Annotated in this window: 27 protein-coding genes and 16 pseudogenes; 34 read left to right on the forward strand and 9 right to left on the reverse strand. The window is 75.6% G+C overall.

What is annotated here, in order from left to right; genetic code table 11:
- Nucleotides 1-10: 10 nt before the first annotated feature.
- From RBJ77_RS58880 to RBJ77_RS58910, 7 genes and pseudogenes are all read right to left on the reverse strand, one after another.
- Nucleotides 11-277, reverse strand: a complete 267-nt coding sequence (locus RBJ77_RS58880) for a DegT/DnrJ/EryC1/StrS family aminotransferase (protein WP_372352453.1) — start codon at nucleotides 275-277, stop codon at nucleotides 11-13.
- Nucleotides 278-339: 62 nt separating this feature from the next.
- Nucleotides 340-657: pseudogene (locus tag RBJ77_RS58885) on the reverse strand (cytochrome P450); the annotation flags it as partial.
- Nucleotides 658-801: 144 nt separating this feature from the next.
- A complete protein-coding gene (locus RBJ77_RS58890; protein WP_372352454.1) occupies nucleotides 802-1,032 on the reverse strand; it encodes a hypothetical protein in 231 nt (76 codons plus the stop codon).
- A gap of 6 nt (nucleotides 1,033-1,038) precedes the next feature.
- A complete protein-coding gene (locus tag RBJ77_RS58895) occupies nucleotides 1,039-1,248 on the reverse strand; it encodes a hypothetical protein (protein ID WP_372352455.1) in 210 nt (69 codons plus the stop codon).
- 78 nt (nucleotides 1,249-1,326) lie between these two features.
- Entirely contained in the window at nucleotides 1,327-1,500 is a 174-nt protein-coding gene (locus RBJ77_RS58900) for a hypothetical protein (protein ID WP_372352456.1), read from the reverse strand.
- A complete protein-coding gene (locus RBJ77_RS58905; RefSeq protein WP_372352457.1) occupies nucleotides 1,497-1,742 on the reverse strand; it encodes a hypothetical protein in 246 nt (81 codons plus the stop codon). Before RBJ77_RS58905 ends, RBJ77_RS58900 begins: the two co-directional genes overlap by 4 nt.
- Nucleotides 1,743-1,773: 31 nt before the next feature.
- Nucleotides 1,774-1,914, reverse strand: coding sequence for a hypothetical protein (locus RBJ77_RS58910; RefSeq protein WP_372352195.1), 141 nt, complete (start codon nucleotides 1,912-1,914; stop codon nucleotides 1,774-1,776).
- Here RBJ77_RS58910 and RBJ77_RS58915 point away from each other — a divergent pair.
- Together RBJ77_RS58915 and RBJ77_RS58920 are read left to right on the forward strand one after the other, a co-directional pair.
- On the forward strand, nucleotides 1,907-2,149 hold the full coding sequence (locus RBJ77_RS58915; RefSeq protein ID WP_372352196.1) for a hypothetical protein: 243 nt from the start codon (nucleotides 1,907-1,909) through the stop codon (nucleotides 2,147-2,149). The genes RBJ77_RS58910 and RBJ77_RS58915 overlap by 8 nt on opposite strands.
- Before the next feature lie 141 nt (nucleotides 2,150-2,290).
- Nucleotides 2,291-2,413, forward strand: coding sequence for a hypothetical protein (locus RBJ77_RS58920; RefSeq protein WP_372352458.1), 123 nt, complete (start codon nucleotides 2,291-2,293; stop codon nucleotides 2,411-2,413).
- Here the strand turns inward: RBJ77_RS58920 and RBJ77_RS58925 are convergent.
- Nucleotides 2,394-2,723, reverse strand: a complete 330-nt coding sequence (locus tag RBJ77_RS58925) for an acyltransferase family protein (protein WP_372352459.1) — start codon at nucleotides 2,721-2,723, stop codon at nucleotides 2,394-2,396. The genes RBJ77_RS58920 and RBJ77_RS58925 overlap by 20 nt on opposite strands.
- 759 nt (nucleotides 2,724-3,482) lie before the next feature.
- Between RBJ77_RS58925 and RBJ77_RS58930 the strand changes: the two are divergent.
- From RBJ77_RS58930 to RBJ77_RS59085, 32 genes and pseudogenes are all read left to right on the forward strand, one after another.
- A pseudogene (locus RBJ77_RS58930) lies at nucleotides 3,483-3,976 on the forward strand (acyltransferase domain-containing protein).
- A complete protein-coding gene (locus RBJ77_RS58935; protein WP_372352480.1) occupies nucleotides 3,907-4,077 on the forward strand; it encodes an acyltransferase domain-containing protein in 171 nt (56 codons plus the stop codon). Before RBJ77_RS58930 ends, RBJ77_RS58935 begins: the two are co-directional and overlap by 70 nt.
- Nucleotides 4,078-4,132: 55 nt before the next feature.
- Nucleotides 4,133-4,366 (forward strand): annotated as a pseudogene (locus RBJ77_RS58940) (acyltransferase domain-containing protein); the annotation flags it as partial.
- Nucleotides 4,367-4,395: 29 nt separating this feature from the next.
- Nucleotides 4,396-4,584, forward strand: a complete 189-nt coding sequence (locus RBJ77_RS58945) for a hypothetical protein (protein WP_372352460.1) — start codon at nucleotides 4,396-4,398, stop codon at nucleotides 4,582-4,584.
- Nucleotides 4,581-4,754 (forward strand): annotated as a pseudogene (locus RBJ77_RS58950) (acyl carrier protein); the annotation flags it as partial. The gene RBJ77_RS58945 and the pseudogene RBJ77_RS58950, both read left to right, overlap by 4 nt.
- 127 nt (nucleotides 4,755-4,881) lie before the next feature.
- Nucleotides 4,882-5,463, forward strand: a complete 582-nt coding sequence (locus RBJ77_RS58955; RefSeq protein WP_372352481.1) for a beta-ketoacyl synthase N-terminal-like domain-containing protein — start codon at nucleotides 4,882-4,884, stop codon at nucleotides 5,461-5,463.
- Nucleotides 5,388-5,550 (forward strand): annotated as a pseudogene (locus RBJ77_RS58960) (beta-ketoacyl synthase N-terminal-like domain-containing protein); the annotation flags it as partial. The gene RBJ77_RS58955 and the pseudogene RBJ77_RS58960, both read left to right, overlap by 76 nt.
- A gap of 30 nt (nucleotides 5,551-5,580) precedes the next feature.
- Entirely contained in the window at nucleotides 5,581-5,718 is a 138-nt protein-coding gene (locus RBJ77_RS58965; RefSeq protein WP_372352489.1) for a hypothetical protein, read from the forward strand.
- Nucleotides 5,715-6,194: a ketoacyl-synthetase C-terminal extension domain-containing protein gene (locus RBJ77_RS58970; protein WP_372352461.1), complete on the forward strand. Its 480-nt coding sequence runs from the start codon at nucleotides 5,715-5,717 to the stop codon at nucleotides 6,192-6,194. The genes RBJ77_RS58965 and RBJ77_RS58970 overlap by 4 nt, the downstream gene beginning before the upstream one ends.
- A 14-nt stretch (nucleotides 6,195-6,208) precedes the next feature.
- Nucleotides 6,209-6,712 carry an acyltransferase domain-containing protein gene (locus tag RBJ77_RS58975; protein ID WP_372352462.1) on the forward strand — a complete coding sequence of 168 codons (504 nt, stop codon included), beginning with the start codon at nucleotides 6,209-6,211 and terminating at the stop codon, nucleotides 6,710-6,712.
- Nucleotides 6,685-6,921: an acyltransferase domain-containing protein gene (locus tag RBJ77_RS58980; RefSeq protein WP_372352463.1), complete on the forward strand. Its 237-nt coding sequence runs from the start codon at nucleotides 6,685-6,687 to the stop codon at nucleotides 6,919-6,921. Before RBJ77_RS58975 ends, RBJ77_RS58980 begins: the two co-directional genes overlap by 28 nt.
- Before the next feature lie 171 nt (nucleotides 6,922-7,092).
- Nucleotides 7,093-7,860: a hypothetical protein gene (locus RBJ77_RS58985; RefSeq protein ID WP_372352464.1), complete on the forward strand. Its 768-nt coding sequence runs from the start codon at nucleotides 7,093-7,095 to the stop codon at nucleotides 7,858-7,860.
- Between the two features lie 44 nt (nucleotides 7,861-7,904).
- Entirely contained in the window at nucleotides 7,905-8,159 is a 255-nt protein-coding gene (locus RBJ77_RS58990; RefSeq protein WP_372352465.1) for a hypothetical protein, read from the forward strand.
- A 102-nt stretch (nucleotides 8,160-8,261) separates the two neighbouring features.
- Nucleotides 8,262-11,170 (forward strand): annotated as a pseudogene (locus RBJ77_RS58995) (type I polyketide synthase); the annotation flags it as partial.
- Nucleotides 11,118-11,918: an acyltransferase domain-containing protein gene (locus tag RBJ77_RS59000; RefSeq protein WP_372352466.1), complete on the forward strand. Its 801-nt coding sequence runs from the start codon at nucleotides 11,118-11,120 to the stop codon at nucleotides 11,916-11,918. The pseudogene RBJ77_RS58995 and the gene RBJ77_RS59000, both read left to right, overlap by 53 nt.
- Nucleotides 11,890-12,783: a hypothetical protein gene (locus tag RBJ77_RS59005; protein ID WP_372352482.1), complete on the forward strand. Its 894-nt coding sequence runs from the start codon at nucleotides 11,890-11,892 to the stop codon at nucleotides 12,781-12,783. Before RBJ77_RS59000 ends, RBJ77_RS59005 begins: the two co-directional genes overlap by 29 nt.
- Nucleotides 12,780-13,466: an SDR family NAD(P)-dependent oxidoreductase gene (locus RBJ77_RS59010; protein ID WP_372352467.1), complete on the forward strand. Its 687-nt coding sequence runs from the start codon at nucleotides 12,780-12,782 to the stop codon at nucleotides 13,464-13,466. The genes RBJ77_RS59005 and RBJ77_RS59010 overlap by 4 nt, the downstream gene beginning before the upstream one ends.
- Complete coding sequence (locus tag RBJ77_RS59015; protein WP_372352468.1) at nucleotides 13,463-14,242, forward strand: beta-ketoacyl reductase; 780 nt, start codon at nucleotides 13,463-13,465, stop codon at nucleotides 14,240-14,242. Before RBJ77_RS59010 ends, RBJ77_RS59015 begins: the two co-directional genes overlap by 4 nt.
- A 68-nt stretch (nucleotides 14,243-14,310) precedes the next feature.
- Nucleotides 14,311-14,535 carry a polyketide synthase docking domain-containing protein gene (locus tag RBJ77_RS59020; protein WP_372352208.1) on the forward strand — a complete coding sequence of 75 codons (225 nt, stop codon included), beginning with the start codon at nucleotides 14,311-14,313 and terminating at the stop codon, nucleotides 14,533-14,535.
- A pseudogene (locus RBJ77_RS59025) lies at nucleotides 14,475-14,713 on the forward strand (beta-ketoacyl synthase N-terminal-like domain-containing protein); the annotation flags it as partial. The gene RBJ77_RS59020 and the pseudogene RBJ77_RS59025, both read left to right, overlap by 61 nt.
- 266 nt (nucleotides 14,714-14,979) lie before the next feature.
- Nucleotides 14,980-15,396 (forward strand): annotated as a pseudogene (locus RBJ77_RS59030) (beta-ketoacyl synthase N-terminal-like domain-containing protein); the annotation flags it as partial.
- Between the two features lie 86 nt (nucleotides 15,397-15,482).
- Nucleotides 15,483-16,430, forward strand: coding sequence for an acyltransferase domain-containing protein (locus RBJ77_RS59035; protein WP_372352469.1), 948 nt, complete (start codon nucleotides 15,483-15,485; stop codon nucleotides 16,428-16,430).
- 94 nt (nucleotides 16,431-16,524) lie between these two features.
- Complete coding sequence (locus RBJ77_RS59040; RefSeq protein ID WP_372352470.1) at nucleotides 16,525-16,743, forward strand: hypothetical protein; 219 nt, start codon at nucleotides 16,525-16,527, stop codon at nucleotides 16,741-16,743.
- 965 nt (nucleotides 16,744-17,708) lie between these two features.
- Nucleotides 17,709-17,930, forward strand: a pseudogene (locus RBJ77_RS59045) (KR domain-containing protein); the annotation flags it as partial.
- 227 nt (nucleotides 17,931-18,157) lie between these two features.
- A complete protein-coding gene (locus RBJ77_RS59050) occupies nucleotides 18,158-18,370 on the forward strand; it encodes a KR domain-containing protein (RefSeq protein ID WP_372352483.1) in 213 nt (70 codons plus the stop codon).
- A pseudogene (locus RBJ77_RS59055) lies at nucleotides 18,343-19,077 on the forward strand (hypothetical protein); the annotation flags it as partial. The gene RBJ77_RS59050 and the pseudogene RBJ77_RS59055, both read left to right, overlap by 28 nt.
- A gap of 94 nt (nucleotides 19,078-19,171) precedes the next feature.
- A pseudogene (locus RBJ77_RS59060) lies at nucleotides 19,172-19,606 on the forward strand (beta-ketoacyl synthase N-terminal-like domain-containing protein); the annotation flags it as partial.
- A 133-nt stretch (nucleotides 19,607-19,739) separates the two neighbouring features.
- Nucleotides 19,740-19,976, forward strand: a pseudogene (locus tag RBJ77_RS59065) (hypothetical protein); the annotation flags it as partial.
- Between the two features lie 209 nt (nucleotides 19,977-20,185).
- Nucleotides 20,186-21,088, forward strand: a pseudogene (locus tag RBJ77_RS59070) (acyltransferase domain-containing protein); the annotation flags it as partial.
- A 70-nt stretch (nucleotides 21,089-21,158) separates the two neighbouring features.
- Nucleotides 21,159-21,302: pseudogene (locus RBJ77_RS59075) on the forward strand (hypothetical protein); the annotation flags it as partial.
- A 301-nt stretch (nucleotides 21,303-21,603) separates the two neighbouring features.
- Nucleotides 21,604-21,852: pseudogene (locus RBJ77_RS59080) on the forward strand (hypothetical protein); the annotation flags it as partial.
- Nucleotides 21,853-21,991: 139 nt separating this feature from the next.
- Nucleotides 21,992-22,414 (forward strand): annotated as a pseudogene (locus RBJ77_RS59085) (polyketide synthase dehydratase domain-containing protein); the annotation flags it as partial.
- On the opposite strand, the gene RBJ77_RS59090 reads toward RBJ77_RS59085, so the two are convergent.
- The gene (locus RBJ77_RS59090; RefSeq protein WP_372352471.1) at nucleotides 22,301-22,765 is read right to left on the reverse strand and encodes a hypothetical protein; all 465 of its coding nucleotides are present in this window, start codon (nucleotides 22,763-22,765) and stop codon (nucleotides 22,301-22,303) included. The pseudogene RBJ77_RS59085 and the gene RBJ77_RS59090 overlap by 114 nt on opposite strands.
- Between the last annotated feature and the right edge of the window lie 20 nt (nucleotides 22,766-22,785).

Raw genomic sequence — 22,785 nt, forward strand, 5'->3', positions numbered from 1 at the left:
GACCTGTCCGTCACCCCGAGGCCCGCAGCACCAGTTGGAGCGCCGCGGTCGCGTTGCACGTGGCGACGCAGTACCGCACGCCGGCCAGGTCGGCGATGCGGCCCTCCAGCTCCGTGGTCAGCGGGCCGCCGTTGGTCAGCCAGTCGCTGTCCAGGGCCCATTCGAGGCGGGCCAGGAACCGTGCCCGGTCGCCGATGGTGGGCACGCCCACCATGAGCGGGCGCAGGAAGGCCTCCGGGCCGCCGAAGAGCGCGAGATCGGTGAGGGCACGCTTCACGGGGTCACCGCCAGCGGACGGGCAGTTCGAGCGGACCCCGCATGAAGACTGTGCACGCCACGTCAGCTCGGCGCTGCGTCGACGGCGAGCTCCAGCGACGGGAAGCGCGTCAGGAGCACGTCGAAGAAGACCTCGGCCTCCGCGCGCGCCAGCGCGGCGCCCAGGCAGTAGTGGATGCCGTGGCCGAAGGTGAGGTGGCTGCCGTCGTTGCGGTCGACCCGGAAGGACTGCGGGTCGGGGAACCGGGCCGGACCGCGGCTGGCCGCCGCCATGCTGATCAGGACCGTGCTCTGCGCGTCGATGGACTGCCCGCCGATCTCGACGGGCTCCAGGGTGCGCCGGCTCGTCATCTCGATGGGCGCCATGTAGCGCAGGATCTCCTCGACGGTGGATCCAAGCGAGGCCCTCGTCCGCGCGCAGCCGGGCCAGCTGGTCCGGGTGGTCGAGGAGCAGGAACGACCCGGTGCCCAGCACGTTGACCGTGGTCTCGATGCCGGCCACCAGCAGCAGGAACGCCGTGGAGATCAGCTCGTCCTCGACAGCCGGTCCCCGGAGTCGCGCAGCTCGACCAGGGCCGACAGCAGGTCGTCGCCCGGCTCGTCGCGGCGCCGCCGGATCAGCGAGCGGATGCACTCGAAGAGGCTGCGGTACGAGACGGCGTTGCGCTCGGCGAACTCCGCTGCTCTCGACGACGTGCTGGGACCAGGTCTGAAGTCGGTGCGGTCCTCCTCGGGCACGCCGAGCAGTTCGCACACTGACGGTCAGCGGCAGCGGGCGGGCGAGCGCGCCCACCAGGTCGCCGCCGCCGCCGCGGCGGCGAACTTCGCCACCAGGTCCTCGGCTATCTCCCGGATCCGCGGCCGCAGCGCGCGTTGATGCGCCGCATCGTGAACTCCCGAGACCAGCTTGCGCAGCCGGCCGTGGTCCGGCTCGTCGCTGCGGAACATGTTCCGCTGGAAGTACTCGACCAAGTCGGCCGGGATGCCGGTGGCCGCCGACAGGTCGACGTCCGACTGCTTCGTCGGATCGTTGCTCTAGCCGGTCGTCGCTCAGGCCGCGCGCACGTCGTCGTAGCGGTTCACGAGCCAGACGGACGAGCCGTCGTAGAAGCGCACCTTGGTGACGGGACGCTGTTCGAGGATGTCCCGGTACGTCGCGTACTGGTCGGTGTGGAAGAGCTCGCTGCTCTGGTCGAGGACCTCGGGCAGGTGCGGCTGGTTCATGGTGTCCTTTCGCCGGTGAGGGGCGCGGAGTGCCCGGGTGCCGGGTGGGGCGTGTCGGATCCTCGGGAGGCCGCCCGCGGGCGGCTCCAGCGGCGCATGGCGGGCAGCTCGACGCCGGTGTGCGGCAGCCAGGCGGCGCCCCAGCAGACGAAGAACAGCGCACGACCGCCATGCCGGTCAGGGTGGGCGAGACCCGGCCGGACGTCGTCCGGCAGCGCGGCGAAGAACGCCGTCAGGATCATGTGGTGCACGAGGTAGAAGGCGAAGGAGAGTTCACGAGGCGCACCAGGCGCGGACGGCGGGCCAGGACGGCGGGTTCTCCCGGTCGCGCCGGGCGGCCGTGGCGATGAGCACGGCCAGCGGGACGACGGTGGCGCTCGACATCGCCCACAGGTGGGGCAGTTCGGTGACCATCGTGGTGATCGCCGGCCACCGCGTAGCCGGCCACGCACAGGGCGGCGGCGAGCTTGACGCTGAGCAGCGGCCACATCCCCTCGCGGACGAGGAGCGCGAGCACGATGCCGAGCGCGAACTCCAGGAGCCGCACGGGAGGCGCCGTGTAGACCAGCCAGAACTGCGTCAGCGTCCACCCGGCCAGCGGCATGGGCTCGCCGGGCAGCAGCTTGGCCAGGTGCGGTACGGCGCGTGACCAGGGCCACCAGGATCCCCGCGGCCGGCCACGGCCGCTGCCGCGGCAGCCGGCGCAGCGGTACAGCGAACGGGAACAGCAGGTAGAAGAAGAGCTCGCAGGCGAGCGTCCACGAGATCGCTGACCGTGGCGGTGAGGATCATGTCCGGCCACCAGGCCTGGACGAGCAGCAGGGCGGCGGCGGTCGTCGACGTGGTCACGACGGCGCCGGTCACCCAGGCCACGACCAGACCGGCCGACCAGGTCACGACGTGGCTCGGATAGATCTCACCACGCGGCGCCGCCAGAAGCGCCGCACCGTGTCGCCCGGCCGGGCCGCGTACGTCAGGACGAAACCGCTCAGCACGAAGAAGAAGGAGACGCCGACCGGACCGGCCGGCAGCAGGAAGTACGCCACGTCGTGCGAGACGGAGTCCGTCTGCGGATTGAACTGGCTGAGCGCATGGCAGAGGAACACCAGAAACGCGGCGAAGAACCTCAGCCCGGTGAGCGAAGGCAGCCGTTCGGCCAGAACTCCCCGGCCGTCGGGCGCCTCGGCAGAGGTAAGCGTGTGGGCTTTTTGCGCGGGTAGCAAGGCTCACCGACCCTTCAATTGGTTGCCGCTGTCCAGGAGTTGCCGTCGCCGTTCGCGACCGGCCGAAATCGGTTCCGGCATATCCTCGCGCACACCAGTTGAGCTCAACTACAGGGCAGCTTGAGGATTGATGTCCGGTCGCTGGGATTCGTATGGGCACCATCACCTTGCCGACCGCCGTGACCTGCGAAGTCTCGAAATTGCGGCAGGTTTGTGAAGCAAAGACTTCTTGGCCGGTGAGGTGGGCTGGTGTACGTTCAACTGGCCGCTGATAAACGGTAGTAGAGCGTTTATGACGCACGGTTGATTGATATTTCCGTGATGCGCGCACCCCGTCGGCCAGGTCTTGCGGAGGCCCACTCCCTGGTAATGCGCGGAAGACTAGGAGTCAGGTGTGAACGGCAGTCCCCGGCACGGTAAGAACCATTCCGCAGCTGTTGAAGGGGCAGCCAGGCCGTGGGTCCTGTCGGGCGCCGACGACGGCATGCTGCGGGCCTGGGCGGGCCGGCTCGCCGACCACCTCCGCGCACATCCGGACCTCGGCGTCGACGCGCGCGTTCGGCGCCGCGCTCGCCCGCCACGACCGGCGCCTGCCGCACCGGGCCGTGCTCGTCGGCGCCACCCGCGCGGAACTCCTCGACGCCCTGGCCGCCGTCAGCCGACGGCAGCCCGCACTCCCGCGGTCGCGCGCGGAGCGGCCGACGCCCCCGCACCCGTCAGCCTTCGTCTACCCGGGCCAGGAGCTCCCAGTGGCCCGGCATGCTGCGCGAACTCGTCGACGAGTCAACGGTGTTCGCCGACGCGATCGCCCGCTGCGCCGAGGTCTTCGCCGCCGAGTCCGGCTGGTCGCTGACCGAGGCGCTCGACACCGCCGCCGCCCCCGGTGGCACCCCCAGGGTCGAGGTCGTGCAGCCCGCCCTCTACGCGGTGAGCGCCGCCTCGCCGAACTGTGGCGCTCCTTCGGCGTCCGGCCCGACGCCGTCGTCGGCCACAGCATGGGCGACCTCGCCGCCGCCCACGCGGCGGGCAGCGTGGACCTCGCCGACGGCGCCCGCGCGGTGGCGCAGTGGAGCAAGGAACTCGTGCCGCTCGTCGGCAACGGGGACATGGCGTCGATCGCCCTGCCCGCCGACGAGATCGCACCGCGCTCGCCTCCTGGGGCCCGGACCTCGTCCTGGCCGGGATCAACGGCCCCCGCTCCGTGCTGCTCGCCGGGGCGACCGCCCCGATCGAGCGCTGCGTGGCGGAGCTGACCGCCGAAGGCGTCCGCGCCCAGGTGATCGGCGTCGCGATGGCCGCGCACTCCCCGCAGATGGACGACGTCGTGGGCGGACTGCGCGCCGCCCTCGGCTGAGTTCGCACCGGGCGGGGGCAGCGTCCCCTTCTACTCCAGCCTCACCGGCACCGCCGTCGACACCCGCGAACTGACCGCGGACTACTGGTGCGAGAACTTCCGCAACCGGGTCCTGTTCGAGCGCTCGGTGCGGACCTGCGCCGCCGACCGGGCGGGCGTCTTCGTCGAGGTGAGCCCGCACCCCGTCCTCGCGGCCGCCGTCCGGCAGACCCTCGACGCGGCGGGCGCGGAACACGCCGTCCTGCCCACGCTGCTGCGCGCGGCCAGGGCGGGCTGCGGCGCTTCCTGACCGCGGCGGCGGAGGCGTACGCCCACGGCGTGGAGGTCGACTGGACGGCCGCCTTCCCCGGCGTCGACGAGGATCTGGCCGCCCCGCTGCCCGACCCGCCGGCCACCGCCGCACCGTCCACGGGCTCCGGCCGGCCGGGGCTCTTCCGCCGGACGCGCCCGAGCACGAGATACGGCAGCGGCTGGCCCGCCTCGTCGACGCGGAGACCGCCGCCGTGACCGGCGCGCCCACCGGGGCCGGCACACAGCCCGCGGACCGCGACCGCACCTTCGCCGAACTCGGCCTCGACTCCGTCCTCGCCGTACAGCTGCGCGGCCGGCTCGCGGCGGCCATCGGCCAGGACATCGCGATCGCCACCCTCTTCGACCATCCCACCCCGCACGCCCTCACCGACGCGCTGTACGACCGCTGCGCCCGCGCGCCCAGCACCCCGCACCGGACGCCGAGCCCGCCCGGCACGAGGGGGAACCGGGCGCCGGGCCCACGCCGGACGAACCCTCGTCGCGGTCGTCGCCATGGCCGTGCGGCTGCCCGGCGGCGTACGCACCCCGAGCAGTTCTGGGAGCTGCTCTCGGACGGCCGGGACGCCGTGGCGGGCCTGCCCACCAATCGCGGCTGGGACCTGGAGGCGCTCGCCCGCCGGACCCCTACCCGGCCGGGCACGGTGCGCCAGCGGTCCGGCGGATTCCTGCACGACGCCACCGACTTCGACGGAGTTCTTCGGCATCTCGCCCCGCGAGGCCCTCGCCATGGACCCGCAGCAGCGGCTCCTCCTGAAGTCAGCTGGGAGGCCGTCGAACGCGCCGGTCTCTCCCCGAGGCGGTGCGCGGCAGCCGCACCGGAGTGTTCACCGGCGTCATCGCCCAGGAGTACGGGCCCCGCATGGCCGACGGCGGCGCGGACGTCGGCGGCTACCTCGTGACCGGCACCACCACCAGCGTCGCCTCCGGGCGCATCGCCTACACCCTGCGGCCTGGAGGGCCCGGCCGTCACCGTCGACACGGCCTGCTCGTCCTCGCTCGTGGCCCTCCAGCTCGCCTGCCGCTCCCTGCGCGCGGGGAGACGGACCTGGCCACTCGCCGGCGGCGCGACCGTGATGCCGACGCCCGGCATGCTCGTCGACTTCAGCCGGCTCGGCGCGGCTCGCCCCCGACGGCCGCTGCAAGGCGTTCTCCGCCGACGCCGACGGCTCGGGATGGCCGAGGGCGCCAGGCGTGCTCCTGCTGGAACGGCTCTCCGACGCCCGGCGCCTCGGCCACCCCGTCGTGGGCCTGATCCGCGCCGTGGCCGTCAACCAGGACGGCGCGAGCAACGGCCTCTCCGCGCCCAACGGCCGCGCCCAGGCCGGGTGATCCGGCAGGCGCTCACCGAGGCCGGACTCGCCCCGGCCGACGTCGACGCTCGTCGAGGCGCACGGCACCGGCACCCGGCTCGGCGACCGATCGAGGCCCGCGCCGTCATCGAGACGTACGGCACGGACCGGCCCGCCGGCCGGCCGCTGTGGCTGGGCTCGGTGAAGTCCAACATCGGGCACACCCAGGCCGCCGCCGGCGTCACCGGCGTCATCAAGATGCTCCTCGCGATGCGTCACGGCACCCTCCCGCCGACCCTGCACGCCGACCGCCCCGCCACGGAGATCGACTGGTCGCAGGGCGACGTACGCCTGCCCACCGAACCCATGGCCTGGCCCGCGGGACCCGGCCCCCGCCGGGCCGGCGTCTCGTCGTTCGGCATCAGCGGCACCAACGCCCACGCCATCGTCGAGGCGGCCCGGAGCAGGAACCGGCCGCCCGCACGGCGGACGACGCCCCCGGCACCCCCGCCGTAGTGGTGCCGTGGACCGTGTCGGCGCACAGCGCGACCGCACTGCGCACCCAGGCCGGCCGCCTCGCCGCGCACCTGCGCGCCCACCCCGAACTCACCACGACCGACGTGGCGTTCTCGCTGGCCACCACCCGGGCGGCGGCCCGCCACCGCGCCGCGTTCGTCCCGGCGGGACCCGCCGACGCGCTCACCGCGCTCGACGCGCTGGCCGACGGCGCACCGCTGGACGCCGCACGTGGCCGCGGCCCGGCGCAGTCCTCGCCCGTCTTCGTCTTCCCCGGCCAGGGCTGGCAGTGGGCGGGCATGGCGGTCCGGCTCTACGACACCGCACCGGTCTTCGCCCGCGCCCTCGACGAGTGCGCCGCGGCCCTGGAGCCGCACCTGGACTTCCGCGTCCTGCCGTTCCTGCGCGCGGAGGCCGCCGCCGCGGACGGCCGCCCGACACCGACCCGTCCCCTGACCTGGCCACTGACCTGTCCACCGACCGCGTCGACGTGGTGCAGCCCGTCCTGTTCGCCGTGATGGTCTCCCTCGCGTCGCTGTGGCGGGCCCACGGCGTCGAGCCGGCCGCGGTCATCGGGCACTCCCAGGGCGAGATCGCGGCCGCCTGCGTCGCCGGCGCCCTCTCCCTTGACGACGCGGCCCGCCTCGTCGCCGTCCGCAGCCGCGTCATCGCCGGGCTGCGCGGACACGGCGGCATGGTCGCCGTCGCCACCACCCCGACGACCTGACCGGCCGACTCGCCGCCTACGAAGGCCGGTTGGAGACCGCCGCGCTGAACGGACGCTCCGTGGTGGTGGCGGGCCCCGACGACGACCTGAACCACCTCGTCGCCGCCCTGCACGCCGAGGGCGTACGGGCCAGAGCGCCTGCCCGTCGACTACGCCTCGCACACCGCGCACATGGACGAGGCCCGCACCGCCCTGCACGAGGAGCTCGGGCGGATCGAACCGCTGTCCGGCGCCGTGCCCTTCTTCTCCACGGTGACCGGTGACTGGCGCGGCCCGGCACGCTCGACTCGCGTACTGGTTCCGCAACCTCCAGCGAGACCGTCCGCTTCGCCCCCGCCGTACGGGCGCTCGTGGAGCAGGGACACCGCACCTTCGTCGAACTCAGCGCCCACCCGGTGCTCACCACCGCCGTCGGGAGAGACCGGCAGAGGCCGCGGGGGCGGACCGACCACGGTCGGCACCGTCCGCCGCGGCCACGGCGGTCCCGAGGACTTCGCCCGCTCCCTCGGGGCGGCGTGGGCCGCGGGCGTCCCCGATCCGCTGGGACTCGGTGTTCTCGGCGTGCCCGCGCGCCCGGTGCCGCTGCCCACCTCGCCGTTCGAACCCGAGCGCTTCTGGTGGGAGCCCGCCCCGGACACCGCCACCGCCACCGGCCCCGGCGCGGCGGCGCGGGACGCGGCCGACGCGCTGCGCTACCGCATCGACTGGGAGCGCACCCTCCCGCGCCGCGGCCCTCCGCCGACGGCCTCCACGACTGGCTCGTCGTCCGCTACGAAGGCGCAGCCGAAGCGCTCGCCGACGCCGCGCGCACCGCCTCGAAGCGGCCGGCGCGACGGTGGCGGACCTCGTGCGCTCGACACCGACGGCACCGATCGCGCCGACCGCGCCGGCGACGCTGACAACACCGACCGCGCCGCCGCCTGGACCGGGCGGACCTGACGAGGACCCTGCGCGACGCCGCCCGGGGCGCGGACCGCGTCGGCGTGCTGTCCCTGCTCGCCGCCGACGAGCGCGGCGCGGGCATCGGTACCCCGCTCGGCCTGCCGTCGCTCGGCGACACCGTCGTGCCTCGCCCAGGCGTTCACCGACTCGGGCCTCGACGGCTCCCCATGTGGTGCCTCACCGAGGACGTCCAGGTCACCCGGCCGACGAGCGCCCCGGCGACCCCGCGCGGGAAGCCCTGTGGGGTCTGGGACGGGTTGTCGCGCTGGAACACCCGGATCTGTGGGGCGGGTTGATCGACGTGTCCGCCGGATCCACAACCGAGCTCGTCCACTCGCTCGCCGGCGTCCTGACCGGCGGAAGCGGCGAGAGACCAGGTCGCCCTGCGGGACCAGGAGGTGTTCGTACGCCGCTGGAGGCGGGCCGCACCCACCGCGCCCGCCGCCGCGCCGGACACCTGGCGGCCCACCGGCACGGCCCTGGTCACCGGCGGCACCGGCGGCATCGGCCGGCACGTCGCCCGCTGGCTCGCCCGCCACGGCGCCCGCGCATCGTCCTGGTCAGCCGCAGCGGACCCGACGCCCGGGAACCGAGCGAACTGGCCGAGGAGATACGCGCGTCCGGATCAGAGGTGACCGTCGCGGCCTGCGACATCACCGACCGCGCCGCACTGCGCGCGCTGCTCGCCGGCCTGCCCGACGACCAGCCGCGCTCACCTCCGTGTTCCACACCGCGGCCACCCTGGACGACGGCACCCTCGACACCCTGACCGGCCACCGCATCGAACAGGCCGGCCGCGCCAAGACCCTCGGCGCCCGGAATCTGCACGAGCTCACCGCCGACGCGCCGCTGACCGCGTTCGTCCTGTTCTCCTCGTTCGCCTCCGCGTTCGGCGCACCGGGCCTCGGCGGCTACGCGCCCGGCAACGCCTACCTCGACGGCCTGGCCAGGCAGCGGCGCGCCGCCGGGCTGCCCGCGACGTCGGTGGCCTGGGGCACCTGGGCCGGCAGCGGCATGGCGGAGGGCCCCGTCGCGGAACGCTTCCGCCGGCACGGCGTCGTGGAGATGGCCCCCGACGAGGCCCTCGACGCCCTGCAGACCGCCCTGGACCGGGCCGAGGTCTGCCCGATGATCATCGGGGTCGAGTGGGAGCCCTTCCTGCTCGCGTATCACCGCACAGCGGCCCACCCGGCTGTTCGACGGGCTGCCCGAGGCCCGGGCGGCGGGGAGGCCGTGCGCCGCGCCCACGGCGGGGCCGGGTCCTCGCTCGGCGGCGGCCTGGCGGAGCTGCCCGCCGCCGACCGCGGCCGGGCCCTCCTCGACCTGGTGCGACAGCACGCCGCGGCAGTCCTCGGACACCGGGACGCGGACCGGATCGAACCCGAACGGGCCTTCCGCGAGCTCCACTTCGACTCGCTGGCCTCGGTGGAACTGCGCAACCGGCTCACCGCCGCCACCGGCTTGCGGCTGCCCGCGACCCTCGTCTACGACCACCCGCACCCCCGCGCCGTCGCGGCCTTCCTCGAAACCGAACTCTTCGGCGGGACCACGTCCGAGCAGGACGCGGGTACGGCGCCCGCGGCCGGTCCCGTACGGGGTCAGGGGGACGCCGACGATCCGGTGGTGATCGTGGGGATGGGCTGCCGGTTCCCCGGTGGCATCAACTCCCCTTCCGAGCTATGGGAGTTCCTCTCCGCGGACGGCGACGCCTCGGGCCCGGCGCCGGACGACCGGGAGCTGGGAGCGGCGCGGCGCACCGGGCGCCGGAGCGGACCGCCCCATGGGCAACTTCCTCGACGCGGCGGGGGACTTCGACCCGGCGTTCTTCGGGATCTCGCCGCGCGAGGCCCTCGCCATGGATCCGCAGCAGCGCCAGGTCCTGGAGGTCACCTGGGAGGCCTTCGAGCAGGCGGGCATCCTGCCGGAGACCCTGCGCGGCAGCGACACCGGGGTGTTCGTCGGCATGTCGCACCAGGGATACGCGACCGGACCGGTCGAGGGCCGGGACGAGGTCGCGGGCTACCTGCTCACCGGCACCACCGCCAGCGTCACCTCGGGCCGCGTCGCGTACGCACTGGGGCTCGAAGGGCCGGCGCTGACGGTGGACACGGCGTGCTCGTCGTCGCTGGTGCGCGCTGCATCTGGCGGCGCGTTCGCTGCGGGACGGCGAGTCGTCCCTGCGGTCGCCGGTGGTGTGTCGGTCATGGCCGGCCCGGACGTGTTCACGGAGTTCTCGCGACAGGGCGCCCTGTCGGCCGACGGCCGCTGCAAGGCGTACTCCCAGGACGCCGACGGCTTCGGCATGGGCGAGGGCGTGGGTCTGGTGGTGCTGGAGCGGTTGTCGGACGCGCGACGTCACGGGCACCGGGTGCTGGCGGTGCTGCGGGGGAGTGCGGTGAACCAGGACGGGGCGAGCAACGGCCTGTCCGCGCCCAGCGGTCCCGCCCAGCAACGGGTGATCCGCGGGGCATTGGCGGCGGCCGGTCTCGGTGCGGCGGACGTGGACGTGGTGGAGGGGCACGGGACAGGCACGTCGCTGGGCGACCCGATCGAGGCGCAGGCGCTCCTCGCCACGTACGGCAAGGACCGTGACGCTCAACAGCCTTTGTGGTTGGGGTCGTTGAAGTCGAACATCGGGCATGCGCAGGCGGCTGCGGGTGTGGCCGGTGTGATCAAGATGGTGTTGGCGTTGGGGCGTGGTGTGGTGCCGGCGTCGTTGCATGCGCGGGTGCCGTCGTCGCATGTGGACTGGTCGTCGGGTGGGGTGGAGGTGCTGCGGGAGGCGCGGGACTGGCCACAGGTGGCGGGTCGGTTGCGGCGGGCTGGGGTGTCGGCGTTCGGGGTGAGCGGGACGAACGCGCACGTGATCGTGGAGGAGCCGCCTTCGGCGCCGGGCGGCTCGGATGTGGCTTCTGTGGGTGTGTTGGAGGCGGCTGGTGTGGTGCCGCTGGTGCTGTCCGCTCGTACGGAGACCGCCCTCGCTGCCCAGGCCCGGCGCCTCGCCGCACACCTGACGCGGCAGCAGGACGTCCCGCTGCCGGACGTGGCCAGGGCGCTCACCTCGTCGCGGCAGACCTTCGACCAGCGGGCCGCTGGCCCTCGTACGCGACGTCGCGGACGCCGGGGACACCCTGCGCGCCCTCGCCGAGAGCCGCCCCACGTCGCGTGCCGTCACAGGTGTCGGTGGTGTCGGTGGTGGTGGCGGTCGGCGTGTGGTGTGGGTGTTCCCGGGTCAGGGGTCGCAGTGGGAGGGGATGGGGCGCGGGCTGCTCGAAGTGCCGGTGTTCGCGGAGGCGTTGGCGGAGTGTGATGCGGCGCTGGCGGAGGTGGCCGGGTTCTCGGTGGTGGATGTGATCCGTGGGGTGGAGGGTGCGCCTTCGCTGGAGCGGGTCGAGGTGGTGCAGCCGGTGCTGTTCGCGGTGATGGTGTCGCTGGCGCGGTTGTGGCGGGCGTGCGGTGTGGAGCCGGATGCCGTGGTCGGACACTCCCAGGGCGAGATCGCGGCTGCGTGTGTGGCGGGCGCGCTGTCGTTGGAAGATGCCGCGCGGGTGGTGGCGCTGCGCGCCCGCGCCCTCGCCGAACTGCGCGGCCACGGAGCCATGTTGTCGCTCCGCGTGGGTCGCGCGGAGGCGGAGCGGCTGCTGCGCGACGCCGCGTCCGGCGGGCTGGAGACGGTCGCGTCCGGTGGGCTGGAGACGGTCGCGCCCGGCGCGCTGGAGACGGCCGCCGTCAACGGGCCCGACGCCGTCGTCGTGGCCGGTGACCCCGACGCGGTGCGCCGCTTCCAGGAGCACTGCGCCGAGGCGGGCATCGACGCGCGACTGCTCCCCGTCGACTACGCCTCCCACACCTCCCACGTGGAACGGCTGCGCGACGCGGTCACCGCACCGCTGGCCGGCATCACCCCGCGTGCGGCCGGCATCCCCCTCTACTCCACCCTGCGGGGCGAGTTCACCGACGGCTCCGGCCTCGACGCCGCGTACTGGTACGAGAACCTGCGGCGCACTCGTCGAGTTCGAGGACGCCATCGGCACGCTCGGCCATGCGGGCTATGACGCGTTCGTCGAGGTGAGCCCCCACCCGGTGCTCGGCGCGAGCATCCAGGCCACCGTCGGCGACGCGAGCACCGTGGTGGGCTCCCTGCGGCGGGGCGACGACAGCCCCGGACGCTTCCTCACCTCCGTGGCCGAGGCGCACGTCGGCGGTGTCGCGGTGGACTGGCGGGCCGTGCACGGCGACGCCGGACCGGACGGAACCGAGAGGCCGGACGGGTCGTACGGACCGGTGGACCTGCCGACCTACGCGTTCGACCACGAACGCTTCTGGCTGCTCCCCGACGCGACCGGACCCGCCCCCGCGACCGACGCATGGCGTTACCGCGTCGGCTGGCAGGAGACCACAGAGAGCCTCAACTCTGCTGACCTGGACGGGCGTTGGCTGCTGCTCGTGCCCGCGGCGCCGGACGGTCCGCAGGCCGGGCACGCCTGGTGCGACGCCGCGGCCGGCGCCCTCGCCGGCCACGGGGCCCCGCCCCACACGGTCACCGTCCCGGTCGGCGACCCTGCACGCGGTGGCCACCGCCGTACGCGCCGCCCTCGCCGACCCGCCCGGTTCCGACGGCTACGCGGGAGTGCTCTCGCTGCTGGCGCTCGGGGAGGACCCTGGACGCCGGGGCCGAGGCGACCCTCGTCCTGCTGCGCGAACTGGCGGCGGCGGACACCGAGGCCCCCGTCTGGCTGGCAGACGCGCGGCGCGGTCGGCACCGGCGCCGACGACCCCGTGACCTGCCCGGCCGGAGCACAGGTGTGGGGCCTCGGCCAGGCCGCCGCACTCGAACGCGGCGCCCGGCACACCGGCCTCGTAGACCTGTCGCAGGAGCCGACCGAAGCCCAACAGGACCTGCTCTCGTGCGGGCGTTGACCGGGACCGAGGACCAGATCGCCATCCGCTCCGGCGCCGTGCTCGCCCGCCGGCTGCTGCCCGCCCCGCAGGACGCCCCGCAGGACGCCCCGCAGGACGCGGACCAGCGGCCCGGCACCGCCGAAGGCGTCGTGCCGCAGGGGACGATCGTCGTCACCGGCGGCACCGGTGGCCTCGGCGCGCTCACCGCACGCCGCCTCGCGGCCCGCGGCGCCGAGCACCTGGCCCTGGTCGGCCGCCGCGGCGAGGCGGCGCCGGCGTGGCCGCCCTGGTCGCCGCAACTGACCGCCCTGGGCGCCCGGGTCACCGTCCACGCCTGCGACGTCGGCGATCGCGACGCGGTGACCGCACTCGTCGACGGGCTGCGCGCCGACGGCGCGACCGTGACCGGCGTCGTGCACGCGGCCGGACTCAACCAGCGAACCCCGGTACGGGACATGACCGTCGAGGAGTACCGGGAGGTGCTGGCCGCCAAGGCGCACGGCGCCCACCACCTCGCGGACGCCTGCCCCGACCTGGACCTCTTCCTGCTCTTCTCCTCGGGCGCCGCCGTGTGGGGCAGCGCGGGACAGGGCGCGTACGCGGCGGGCAACGCCTTCTCGACGCCTTCGCCCAGCAGCGCCGCGCCCACGGCCTGGCCGCGACGTCCGTGGCCTGGGGACTGTGGGCGGAGGGCGGCATGACCGACGATGTGCAGGCCGTCGCCCGGCTCCGCGACCAGGGCGTGCGCCCGATGCCCGGCGACCGGGCACTGGCGGTCCTCGAATCGGTACTGGCCGACGGCGCGGCCACCGCGGTCGTCGCCGACGTCGACTGGGCGCGGTTCACCGAGACGTTCACGGCCCTGCGGCGCCGGCCGCTGCTCGACGCGCTGCCCGGCGCCCGGGCCGCCGACGCCGCACCCGGGGAACCGGCCGCCGGATCGGCCCTGCGCGACCGGCTCACCGGCCGGCCCGCAAGCGAGCAGCACCACGAACTGGCCCACCTGGTCCGCTCCCACGCCGCCGCGGTCCTGGGGCACGAGGACGTCCGCGCGGTCGCGGTGGACACGGCCTTCCGCGAACTCGGCTTCGACTCGCTGGGCGCCGTCCGCCTGCGCAAGACGCCTGAGCGGCGCCACCGGGCTCGCTCTGCCCTCGACCCTGATCTTCGACCACCCCAACGCCGCCGCGCTCGCCGCCCACCTGCGCACCGAACTGTTCACGGACCCGACGACGCGGCGGACACGGGTGGTCCGGGCGGTACCGACAGCGTCGACGACGCCGTCGCGGCGGCGCTCGGCGGCCTCGACCGCCTGAGGCACTGGCTCGGCCAGGTGGCCGGGCCACGGCGCGCCGAAGTGGCCCGGCACCTCGACCGCGTGCTGACCGCCCTGCGGAGCGGCCCCGGCCACGACGGCGGATCCCGCGTCGCGCCCGATCCGAGCCGGACCTCGCCGAGGCCGGGTTCGACGAACTGATGGAGGCCCTCGGGCGCGAGCTCGGCGACAACGGCCAGCCGACGGCGAACAGGTAAGGACTGAACACGGTGACGAACGACAACGACAAGGTCGCTTCATACCTGCGTCGCGCGACCCTCGACCTGCGCGCGGCCCGGCAGCGCATCCAGGAGCTGGAGGCCGGCCCGATCGCGATCGTCGGCACGGCCTGCCGGCTGCCCGGCGGGATCGACACCCCGAGGGCTTCTGGGACGTGCTCGCGGCGGGCGAGGAACGGCTGTCCCGGTTCCCCGACGACCGCGGCTGGGACCTGACCGGCCTCTACCACCCGACCCCGACCACCCCGGCACCACCTATGTGCGCACGGGGGATTCCTGAGCGCGCGGGCGACTTCGACGCCGCGTTCTTCGGGATCTCCCGCGCGAGGCCGCCGCGATGGACCCGCAGCAGCGCTCCTGCTGGAGACCTGCTGAGCTGGTCGAGGACGCCGGACTCGACCCGCACGCGCTGCGCGGCACGGAGACCGGCGTGTCCTCGGCGTCGCCCTGGCACGGGACTACGGCGACGCCGCGGGCTCCGCCGAGGACGCCGAGGGGTACACGGTCACCGGCGTCGCGCCGTCCGTGGCGTCCGGCCGGATCGCGTACACCCTCGGGCTCGAAGGCCCGCCATCACCCTGGACACCGCCTGCTCGTCCTCTCTCGTGCCCTGCACCTGGCGGTGGCGCCGCTGCGGCGCGCGAGTGCGCGACGGCGATCGTGCGGCGGCGCCGCCGTGATGGCGGGGCCCGAGGTGTTCATCGACTCTCGCGCGGCAGCAGCGCGCCCTCGCCGCCGACGGCCGCGCTCCAAGCGGCGTTCGGCGCGACGGCGGACGGCTTCGGCTTCGGCGAGGGCGTCGCCGTGCTGCTCCTCGAACGGCTCTCGGACGCGCGGCGCAACGGGCACACCGTGCACGCCGTCGTCCACGGCACCGGCATCAACCAGGACGGGGCCAGCAACGGCCTGTCCGCACCCAGCAGGGCCGCCCAGCGCAAGGTCATCGAGCAGGCGCTCGCCAACGCGGGCATCGCCCCCGGCGACGTCGACGCGGTCGAGGCGCACGGCACCGGCACCACCCTCGGCGACCCCATCGAGGCGCACGCCCTGCTCGACACGTACGGCCGGCACCGCGCGACGCGCGGCGCCCGCTGCTGGCTGGGCTCCGCGAAGTCGAACATCGGCCACACCCAGGCGCCGCCGGTGCGGTCGGCATCCTCAAGATGGTGCTCGCCCTGCGGCACGAGCGGCTGCCCAGGACCCTGCACGCGCAGGAGCCTTCGCCGCACGTCGACTGGTCGTCGGGCGCGGTCGCCCTGCTCGCCGAGGAGCAGGCCTGGCCGCGCGGAGAGCGGCCCCGGTACGCGGCCGTCTCCGCGTTCGGCATCAGCGGCACCAACGCCCACGTCGTCCTCGGGGAGGCCCCTGGAAGCTACAGGCCGCCGAACCGCGGGAGACCGGGACGCCCGCCTCGGCCCCGCACGGCCCGGTGCCGCTGGTCGTCTCCGCGCGGACCGACGAAGCCCTCAGCGCGCCCAGGCGCGCGCCGGCTGTCCGCCGTCGTCGCCGACGAGACCGTCCAACTGCCCGACCTGGGCCTGTCGTTGGCCGTGGACCGGGCCCGGCACGAGCACCGCGCGGTGGTCCTGGCCGGTACCCGCGAGGCGGCCGCCCTCGGCATCGGCGAGGTGGCGGACGGCCGGGCGCGGATCAGGGGGACCGTCGAATCGGGCGGGCGCTCCGCCGTGTTCCTCTTCCCCGGCCAGGGCTCGCAATCGGCCGGCATGGCCGCCGACCTGCTGGAATGGTCCCCGGTCTTCGCCGAGTCGATCCGCGCCTGCGACGCGGCGATGGCACCGTGGCAGGACTGGTCGGTGGCCGCGGTGCTGCGCCAGGAGCCCGGCGCCCCGCTCGACCGGGTCGACGTGGTGCAGCCCGCGCTGTTCGCCGTGATGGTGCCGCTGGCAGCGCTGTGGCGCTCGTACGGTGTCGAACCCGCGGCGGTGGCCGGGCACTCGCAGGGCGAGATCGCCGCCGCGCACGTCGCCGGGATCCTCACCCTGGAGGACGCGGCGCGGCTCATCGTGCTGCGCAGCCGGCTGCTGCGGTCGGTGGCCGGGCAGGGCGCGATGGCCGCCGTCGCCCTCGACGAGACCGCCGTGCGGAGCTGATCGCCCTGCGGCGGGGCGCCGTCGAGGTGGCTCGCCGTCAACGGCCCCGCCGCCGTCGTCGCCGCGCGGCGCACCCGACGCCGCGCACGCCGTCGTGGCGGCCTGCGCCGAGCAGGGCGCTCAGGCCCGCGCCATCGACGTCGACTACGCGTCGCACTCCGCGCAGATGGACCAGTGCGCGCGACGAACTCGCCGACGCCACAAGGGAGTTGAAGCCCGGCCGCGCGCAGGTGGCGTTCTACTCGACGCTGACCGATCGCCGATGCGCGGCGAGGAGCTCGACGCCTCCTACTGGTACCGCAACCTGCGCTGAACCCGTGCGCCTGCGGTATCGACGTCGTGGAGCTCGCCGCCGCCGCGCACCACGACGCCTTCGTCGAGATCAGCCCGCACCTCGGTGCTGGCGGCGACGGTCGAGGAGACCCTCGACGCGCGGGGCCGGAGCCGGGCGACTCCGTGGTCGTCGGCACACGCTGCGCCGCGCCGCGGCCCGGAGTCGTTCCTCGCGTCCTCGGCGAGCGCCCACGTCGCGGGCGTCGACGCGCGCTGGCAGCCCGCTCTTCCCCGGCGCGCGGCACGTCCCGCTGCCCACGTACCCTCTTCCAGCGCAAGCACTACTGGACGTCCGTCGCCGCGCTCCGCCCGCGGTGCCGGTGACGTCACCTACGGCGAGGCGTGGCAGCGCCGCTGCCCGCGCCGGGCCGGGCGGAACCCGACGCGAGCGCGCGCGGGACTCGCTGGTCGTCACCCGCCGACCGCGCCCGCCTTCGCCGCACCGCTGACGGCCGCGCTCGCGAGGCAGGCGGCACACCCCGACGTGCGTCCTCGACCCGACCAGGACCGCGCCGCGGTCACCGCGGCCGTCACCGCCGCGACGGCCGGCGGTACCGCACTGTGCGGTGTCGTGTCCTCTGCTCGCCGCCGACGAGTCGGACCACCGCGGCCTGACCGGCGTACCGGCGGGAGCGGTCGCCACCCTGACGCTCCTCCAGGCCCTCGGCGACGCGGGCGTCGAAGCTACCGCTGTGGTGCCTCACGCAGGGCGCCGCCCGGACCCCCGCCGACGACGCCGCCACGGGTCGTTCGCGCAGGCCGCCGTGCACGGCCTCGGCCGGGTCGCCGGTCTGAGCTCGGCAGCGCTGGGGCGGCGTCCTCGACCTGCCGCCCGGCGCCGTGGCCGAACCCCTCGTCGCCCGGGTGCCCGGCATCCTCGCAGGGCGCACCCGCCGCCGAGACCAACTCGCCCTGCGCGACGACCACGTGTACGGTCGACGCCTTGTGCGGACCGCGTTGCCGGCCGGCGCCAGAGCCGGCCCGCGCCCGCACGGGACCGTCGTCGTCACCGGGGCCGACAGCCCGATCGGCCAGCGGCTCGCCCGGTGGGCCGCCGACGCCGGAGCCGGCCACCTCGTCCTGGTCGGGGAGGCGGACGAGGAACTCATCGGCGCGCTCCGGGACGGCGGCACCACGGTCACCCGCTGCACGGCCGACGAGGACGCCCTCCGGGCCGCCGTCGAAGCGGCCCCGCACGCCGTCGGCACCGTCCTGCACGCCGCGACCCGCACTCCAGTTCGGGCCGGTCCTGGAGACCGGCCCCGAGGACTTCGCGGCCACCGTGCACGCCAAGACGGGACCGGCCCTGACGCTCGCCCGCGTCCTGGCGGGACAGCCGGTGGAACAGGAGACTCCACTGCTCGTCCGTGGCCGGGGTCTGGGGCGGCGCGGGCATGGCCGGATACGCGGCGGGCAGCGCCTGCTCTGACGCGTTCGCCGCGCACCGGCGCGCCGCGGGCCACCCGAGCGTCGCCGTGGCCTGGAGCCCTGGGCCCTGCCCGACGCTCCCGACGCCCCCGGTGCCGCCGGTGTCCCCCGAGTTCCCGACGCCCCCGAAGTCCCCGACGCCGCCCGGCCGGTGGCACAGCGCGGACTGCGCGCCCTGAGCCGCCGACCGCGCCCTGGCCGTCCTGGAGTCCGTCCTCGACGCGCGGGCGACGGCCGTCGCCGTGTCCGACGTGGACTGGCCCACCTTCGCCGCGGGCCGGCGCGCGGTCCGGCCGACCGCGCTGTTCGCGGACATCGCCGAGGCGCGCGAGACGCCGGAGCCCGCGGCACCGGTCACCGGCCCCGACAGCGGCCCGGCCGGCGAACTCGCCGCCAAGCTCGCCGCCCTGAGCCCGGCCGAGCGGGAGGACCTGCTGGTCGGTGTGGTCGCCGAGGCCACCGCCGCCGTCCTCGGCCACGACAGCGCCCACGACGTCAACGGCCGCCGGGCGTTCACCGAACTGGGTCCCTGGACTCCTGGGCACCGTGCAACTGCGCAAGCGGCTCGCCGCCGCCACCGGTCTGCGGCTGCCCGCCTCCCTCGTCTTCGACCACCCGACCGTCACCCGCCTCGCCCGCCACCTGCTGTCCCTGCTGGCCACCGGACCCCGCCCGGACGACCCCGCCGGGACGACGACCGGCCCCGCGCCGCTCGCCGCGCAGGAACCGATCGCCGTCGTCGGCATGGGAGCTGCCGCTTCCCGGCGGCATCGCGTCGCCCGACGACCTGTGGCGGGCCGTCGCCGACGGCCGGGACCTCACCGGCGGCCTGCCCCGGGACCGCGGCTGGGACCTGGCTGCCCTCGTCCACCCCGACCCCGACCACCCCGGCACCAGCTACAGCGACCGCGGCGGATTCCTCACCGACGCGGCCGGCTTCGACGCCGACTTCTTCGGCATCACCGCGCGAGGCCCTCGCGATGGACCCCAGCAGCGCCTCATGCTCGAAGTCGCCTGGGAGGCCGTGGAGCGCGCGCGGCATCGACCCCGACCAGCTGCGCGGCAGCCGCGTCGGCGTCTTCGTCGGCTCCAACGGACAGTCGTACATGCCGCTCCTGGAGAGCGAGGCCGCCCGCGTCGAGGGCTACCAGGGCCTCGGCAACTCGGCCAGCGTGCTGTCCGGGCGGCTCGCCTACGTCTTCGGCTGGCAGGGCCCGGCCCTCACCGTCGACACGGCCTGCTCGTCGTCGCTGGTCGGCATCCACCTGGCGATCGGGCCTTGCGCAGCGGCGAGTGCACCATGGCCCTGGCGGGCGGCGTCACCGTCGATCTCCGACCCGTACACGTTCGTGGACTTCAGTAGGCAGCGCGGCCTCGCCGCCGACGGCCGGTGCAAACGCGTTCGCGGCCGAGGCCGACGGCTCGGCCTCGCCGAAGGCGCCGGCGCGCTGCTCCTCGAACCCCTCTCCAAGGCCCTGGAAGCGGGGCATCCCGTACTCGCCGTGCTGCGCGGCAGCGCCGTCCAGCCAGGACGGCGCGAGCAACGGCCTGGCCGCCCCGAACGGCCCGGCCCAGGAAGCCGTCATCCGGCAGGCGCTCGCCGACGCCCGGCTGTCGGCCGCCGACGTCGACGCGGTCGAGGCGCACGGCACCGGTACCCGGCTCGGCGACCCGATCGAGGCCGGCGCGCTCCAGGCCACGTACGGGGCGGACCGCCAACGGCCCCTGGCGCTCGGCTCGGTCAAGTCCAACATCGGCCACACCCAGGCCGCCGCGGGCGTCGCCGGCGTCATCAAGACGGTCCTCGCCCTGCGGCACGGCGTGCTCCCGCGCAGCCTGCACGCCGAGGAACTCTCCCCCGAGATCGACTGGTCGGCGGGGGCCGTCGAGGTCCAGCGGGAGAACGCGGACTGGCCGCGGGGCCCCGCGTGCGCCGGGCCGGAGTCTCCTCGTTCGGCGTCAGCGGCACCAACGCCCACGTCCTCGTCGAAGAGGCCCCCGACGCACCCGCACCGGACGCCGCCGGGCCGGACCGGCTGCCCGCCGGCCACGGACTCGCCGCCGACGCCGTGGCGCTCCCGCTGGCCGCCAGGACACCCGCCGCGCTCGCGGCCCAGGCCAGGGAACTGGCCCAACTCCTGCGCACCGCACCGCGGATCCCGCTCGCCGACACGGCCCGTACGCTCGCGGCCGGCCGCGCCCGGTTCGACGTCAGGGCCGGAGTCGTCGGCGACGACCGGGCAGCGCTGTGCGCCGCCCTGGACGCGCTGGCGGCGGGCGAGGCCGCGGCCGACGTGGTGCCGCCCCGCACCGCCGCCGACCGCAGGGCCGTGCTGGTCTTCCCCGGCCAGGGCTCGCAGTGGGACGGCATGGCCCGCGACCTGCTCGACCGCTCCGAGGTCTTCGCCGCGTCGATGGAGCAGTGCGCGACGGCACTCGCCCCGTACACCGACTGGGACCTGCTCGCCACGCTGCGCGGTGCGGGCCCCGAGGACGCGTACGAACGGCCCGACGTCGTCCAGCCGTTGCTGTTCGCCGTGATGGTGTCGCTGGCCCGGCTGTGGCAGGCCCACGGCGTCGAACCCGCCGCCGTGGTCGGCCACTCGCAGGGCGAGATGGCCGCGGCCTGCATAGCCGGCGCCCTCACCCTCGACACCGCCGCGAAGGTCGTGGCCCTGCGCAGCAAGGTGCTGCGCGCACTCGACGGACAGGGCGGCATGGCCTCCGTCACCGGTACACCCGACGAGATCGAGGCCGCCCTCGCACCGTGGGACGGCCGGCTGAGCGTGGCCGCCGTGAACGGGCCGCGCTCCCTCGTCGTCGCCGGAGAGGCCACCGCCCTCGACGCGTTCGTCCGCTCGCCGCGGGCCGAGGGCCTGTCCCCGCGGCGGATCGCCGTCGGCTACGGCTCCCACTCCCCGCAGGTCGAGCGGATCGAGCGGCGGCTCGCCGACGAGACTCGGCACGATCGAGGCCCGGTCCGCCGCCGTCCCCTTCTTCTCCACCGTCACCGGCGACCTCTTCGACACCGCCGGGCTCGACGCGGCGTACTGGTACCGCAACCTGCGCGGCACGGTCCGGCTCGACGACGCCGTACGGCAGTTGACCGCCCAGGGCTTCGACACGTTCATCGAGGTGAGCCCGCACCCGGTGCTGCTCCCGGCATCCAGGGCACCGCCGACGACCTGGGCCGCGACGACGTCGTCACCCTCGCCTCGCTGCGCCGCGACCGCCCGGGACCGCGCACCTTCCTGCGCGGCCTGCTGGAGGCCCGCGCCGCCGGCCTGCCCGTCGACCTCACCCCGGCCACGGGCCCCGCCGGCACGGCGACCGGACTGCCGACCTACCCGTTCGAGCACACCTCCTACTGGCCGCGCCCCGCCGCGCCCGCGGCGACGCCGCCGCCCTCGGCATGGACCCGGTGGCGCACCCCGTCCTGTCCACGGCCCTGGAGACGCCCGACGGCGGACACGTCCTCACCGGCCGGATCGTGCTCGGCAACCAGCCCTGGCTGGCCGACCACGCCGTCGGCGGCCGCACGCTGCTGCCCGGCAGCGCACTGGTCGACCTGGCCCTCACGGCAGGCCGCCACGCGGGCACCCCCGCCGTCGAGGAACTGGTGCTCTCCGCACCGCTGGAACTCGGCCCGGCCACCGCCGTCCGCGTCACCGTCGGCGCCGCCGACCCGAACGGCACCCGCACCGTGGACGTGCACGCCCGCGACGCAAGCGGCCCCGACACGCCCTGGACCCGGCACGCGACCGGTGTCCTCGGCGAGGACCGCGGCGCCGCCCGAGGCCCCGGCCGCCTGGCCGCCGCCGGACGCCCGCCCCCTCGACGTCGACGCCGCCTACGCCCGCCTGGCCGACCGGGGCTACGCCTACGGCCCCGCGTTCCGGGCGCTGCGCGCCGCCTGGCAGCGCGGCGACGAGGTGTTCGCCGAGGCCGAACTCCCCGCCGCCGCCGGCCCCGACGGGACCGGTGACGCGGGCTACCCGCTGCACCCCGTCCTCCTCGACGCGGCGGCGCGGACGCTCGGCCTGAGCTCCCTGGCCGACCGGGAAGGGTCGTTCCTGCCGTTCTCCTGGAGCGGCACCACCCTGTACGCGTCAGCCACGGCCGTCCGCGTGACGGCGGTCCCGGCCGACGGCGCCGCGATGAGCCTGACGGTGACCGACCCCACCGGAGCGCCGGTCGCCCAGGTCGGCGCCGTCACCGTGCGCCCGGCCGGCGGCGCGCCGCGGCACGGCGACGCCGAGGAAGCGGGCGCCGACGACCTCTACCGGCTGTCCTGGCGGCCGCTGCCGCGGACCGACGACGCGGTCGTGCGCTGCGCGACCGTCGGCGGCGGCCTGCCCGGACTCGGCAAGGACCACCCCGACCTGGCGGCCCTGGCCGCGGCGGTCGCCACCGGCGAACCGGAACCCGACGCCGTCTTCGTGCGCTGCCTCCCGTGGCGGGCCGACGACCCGGCCGGCTCCGTGCGCGAGAGCGTGCTGCACGCGGCGGGACTCGTCCGCGCCTGGCTCGACGCGCCGCAGCGCACCGGCCGCCTGGTGTTCCTCACCCGGCACGCCGTCGCCGCGGGACCCGC

Origin of the sequence: Streptomyces sp. KL116D, from assembly GCF_030766975.1 — a bacterium.
In the GTDB taxonomy this organism is placed as follows: domain Bacteria; phylum Actinomycetota; class Actinomycetes; order Streptomycetales; family Streptomycetaceae; genus Streptomyces; species Streptomyces longispororuber_A.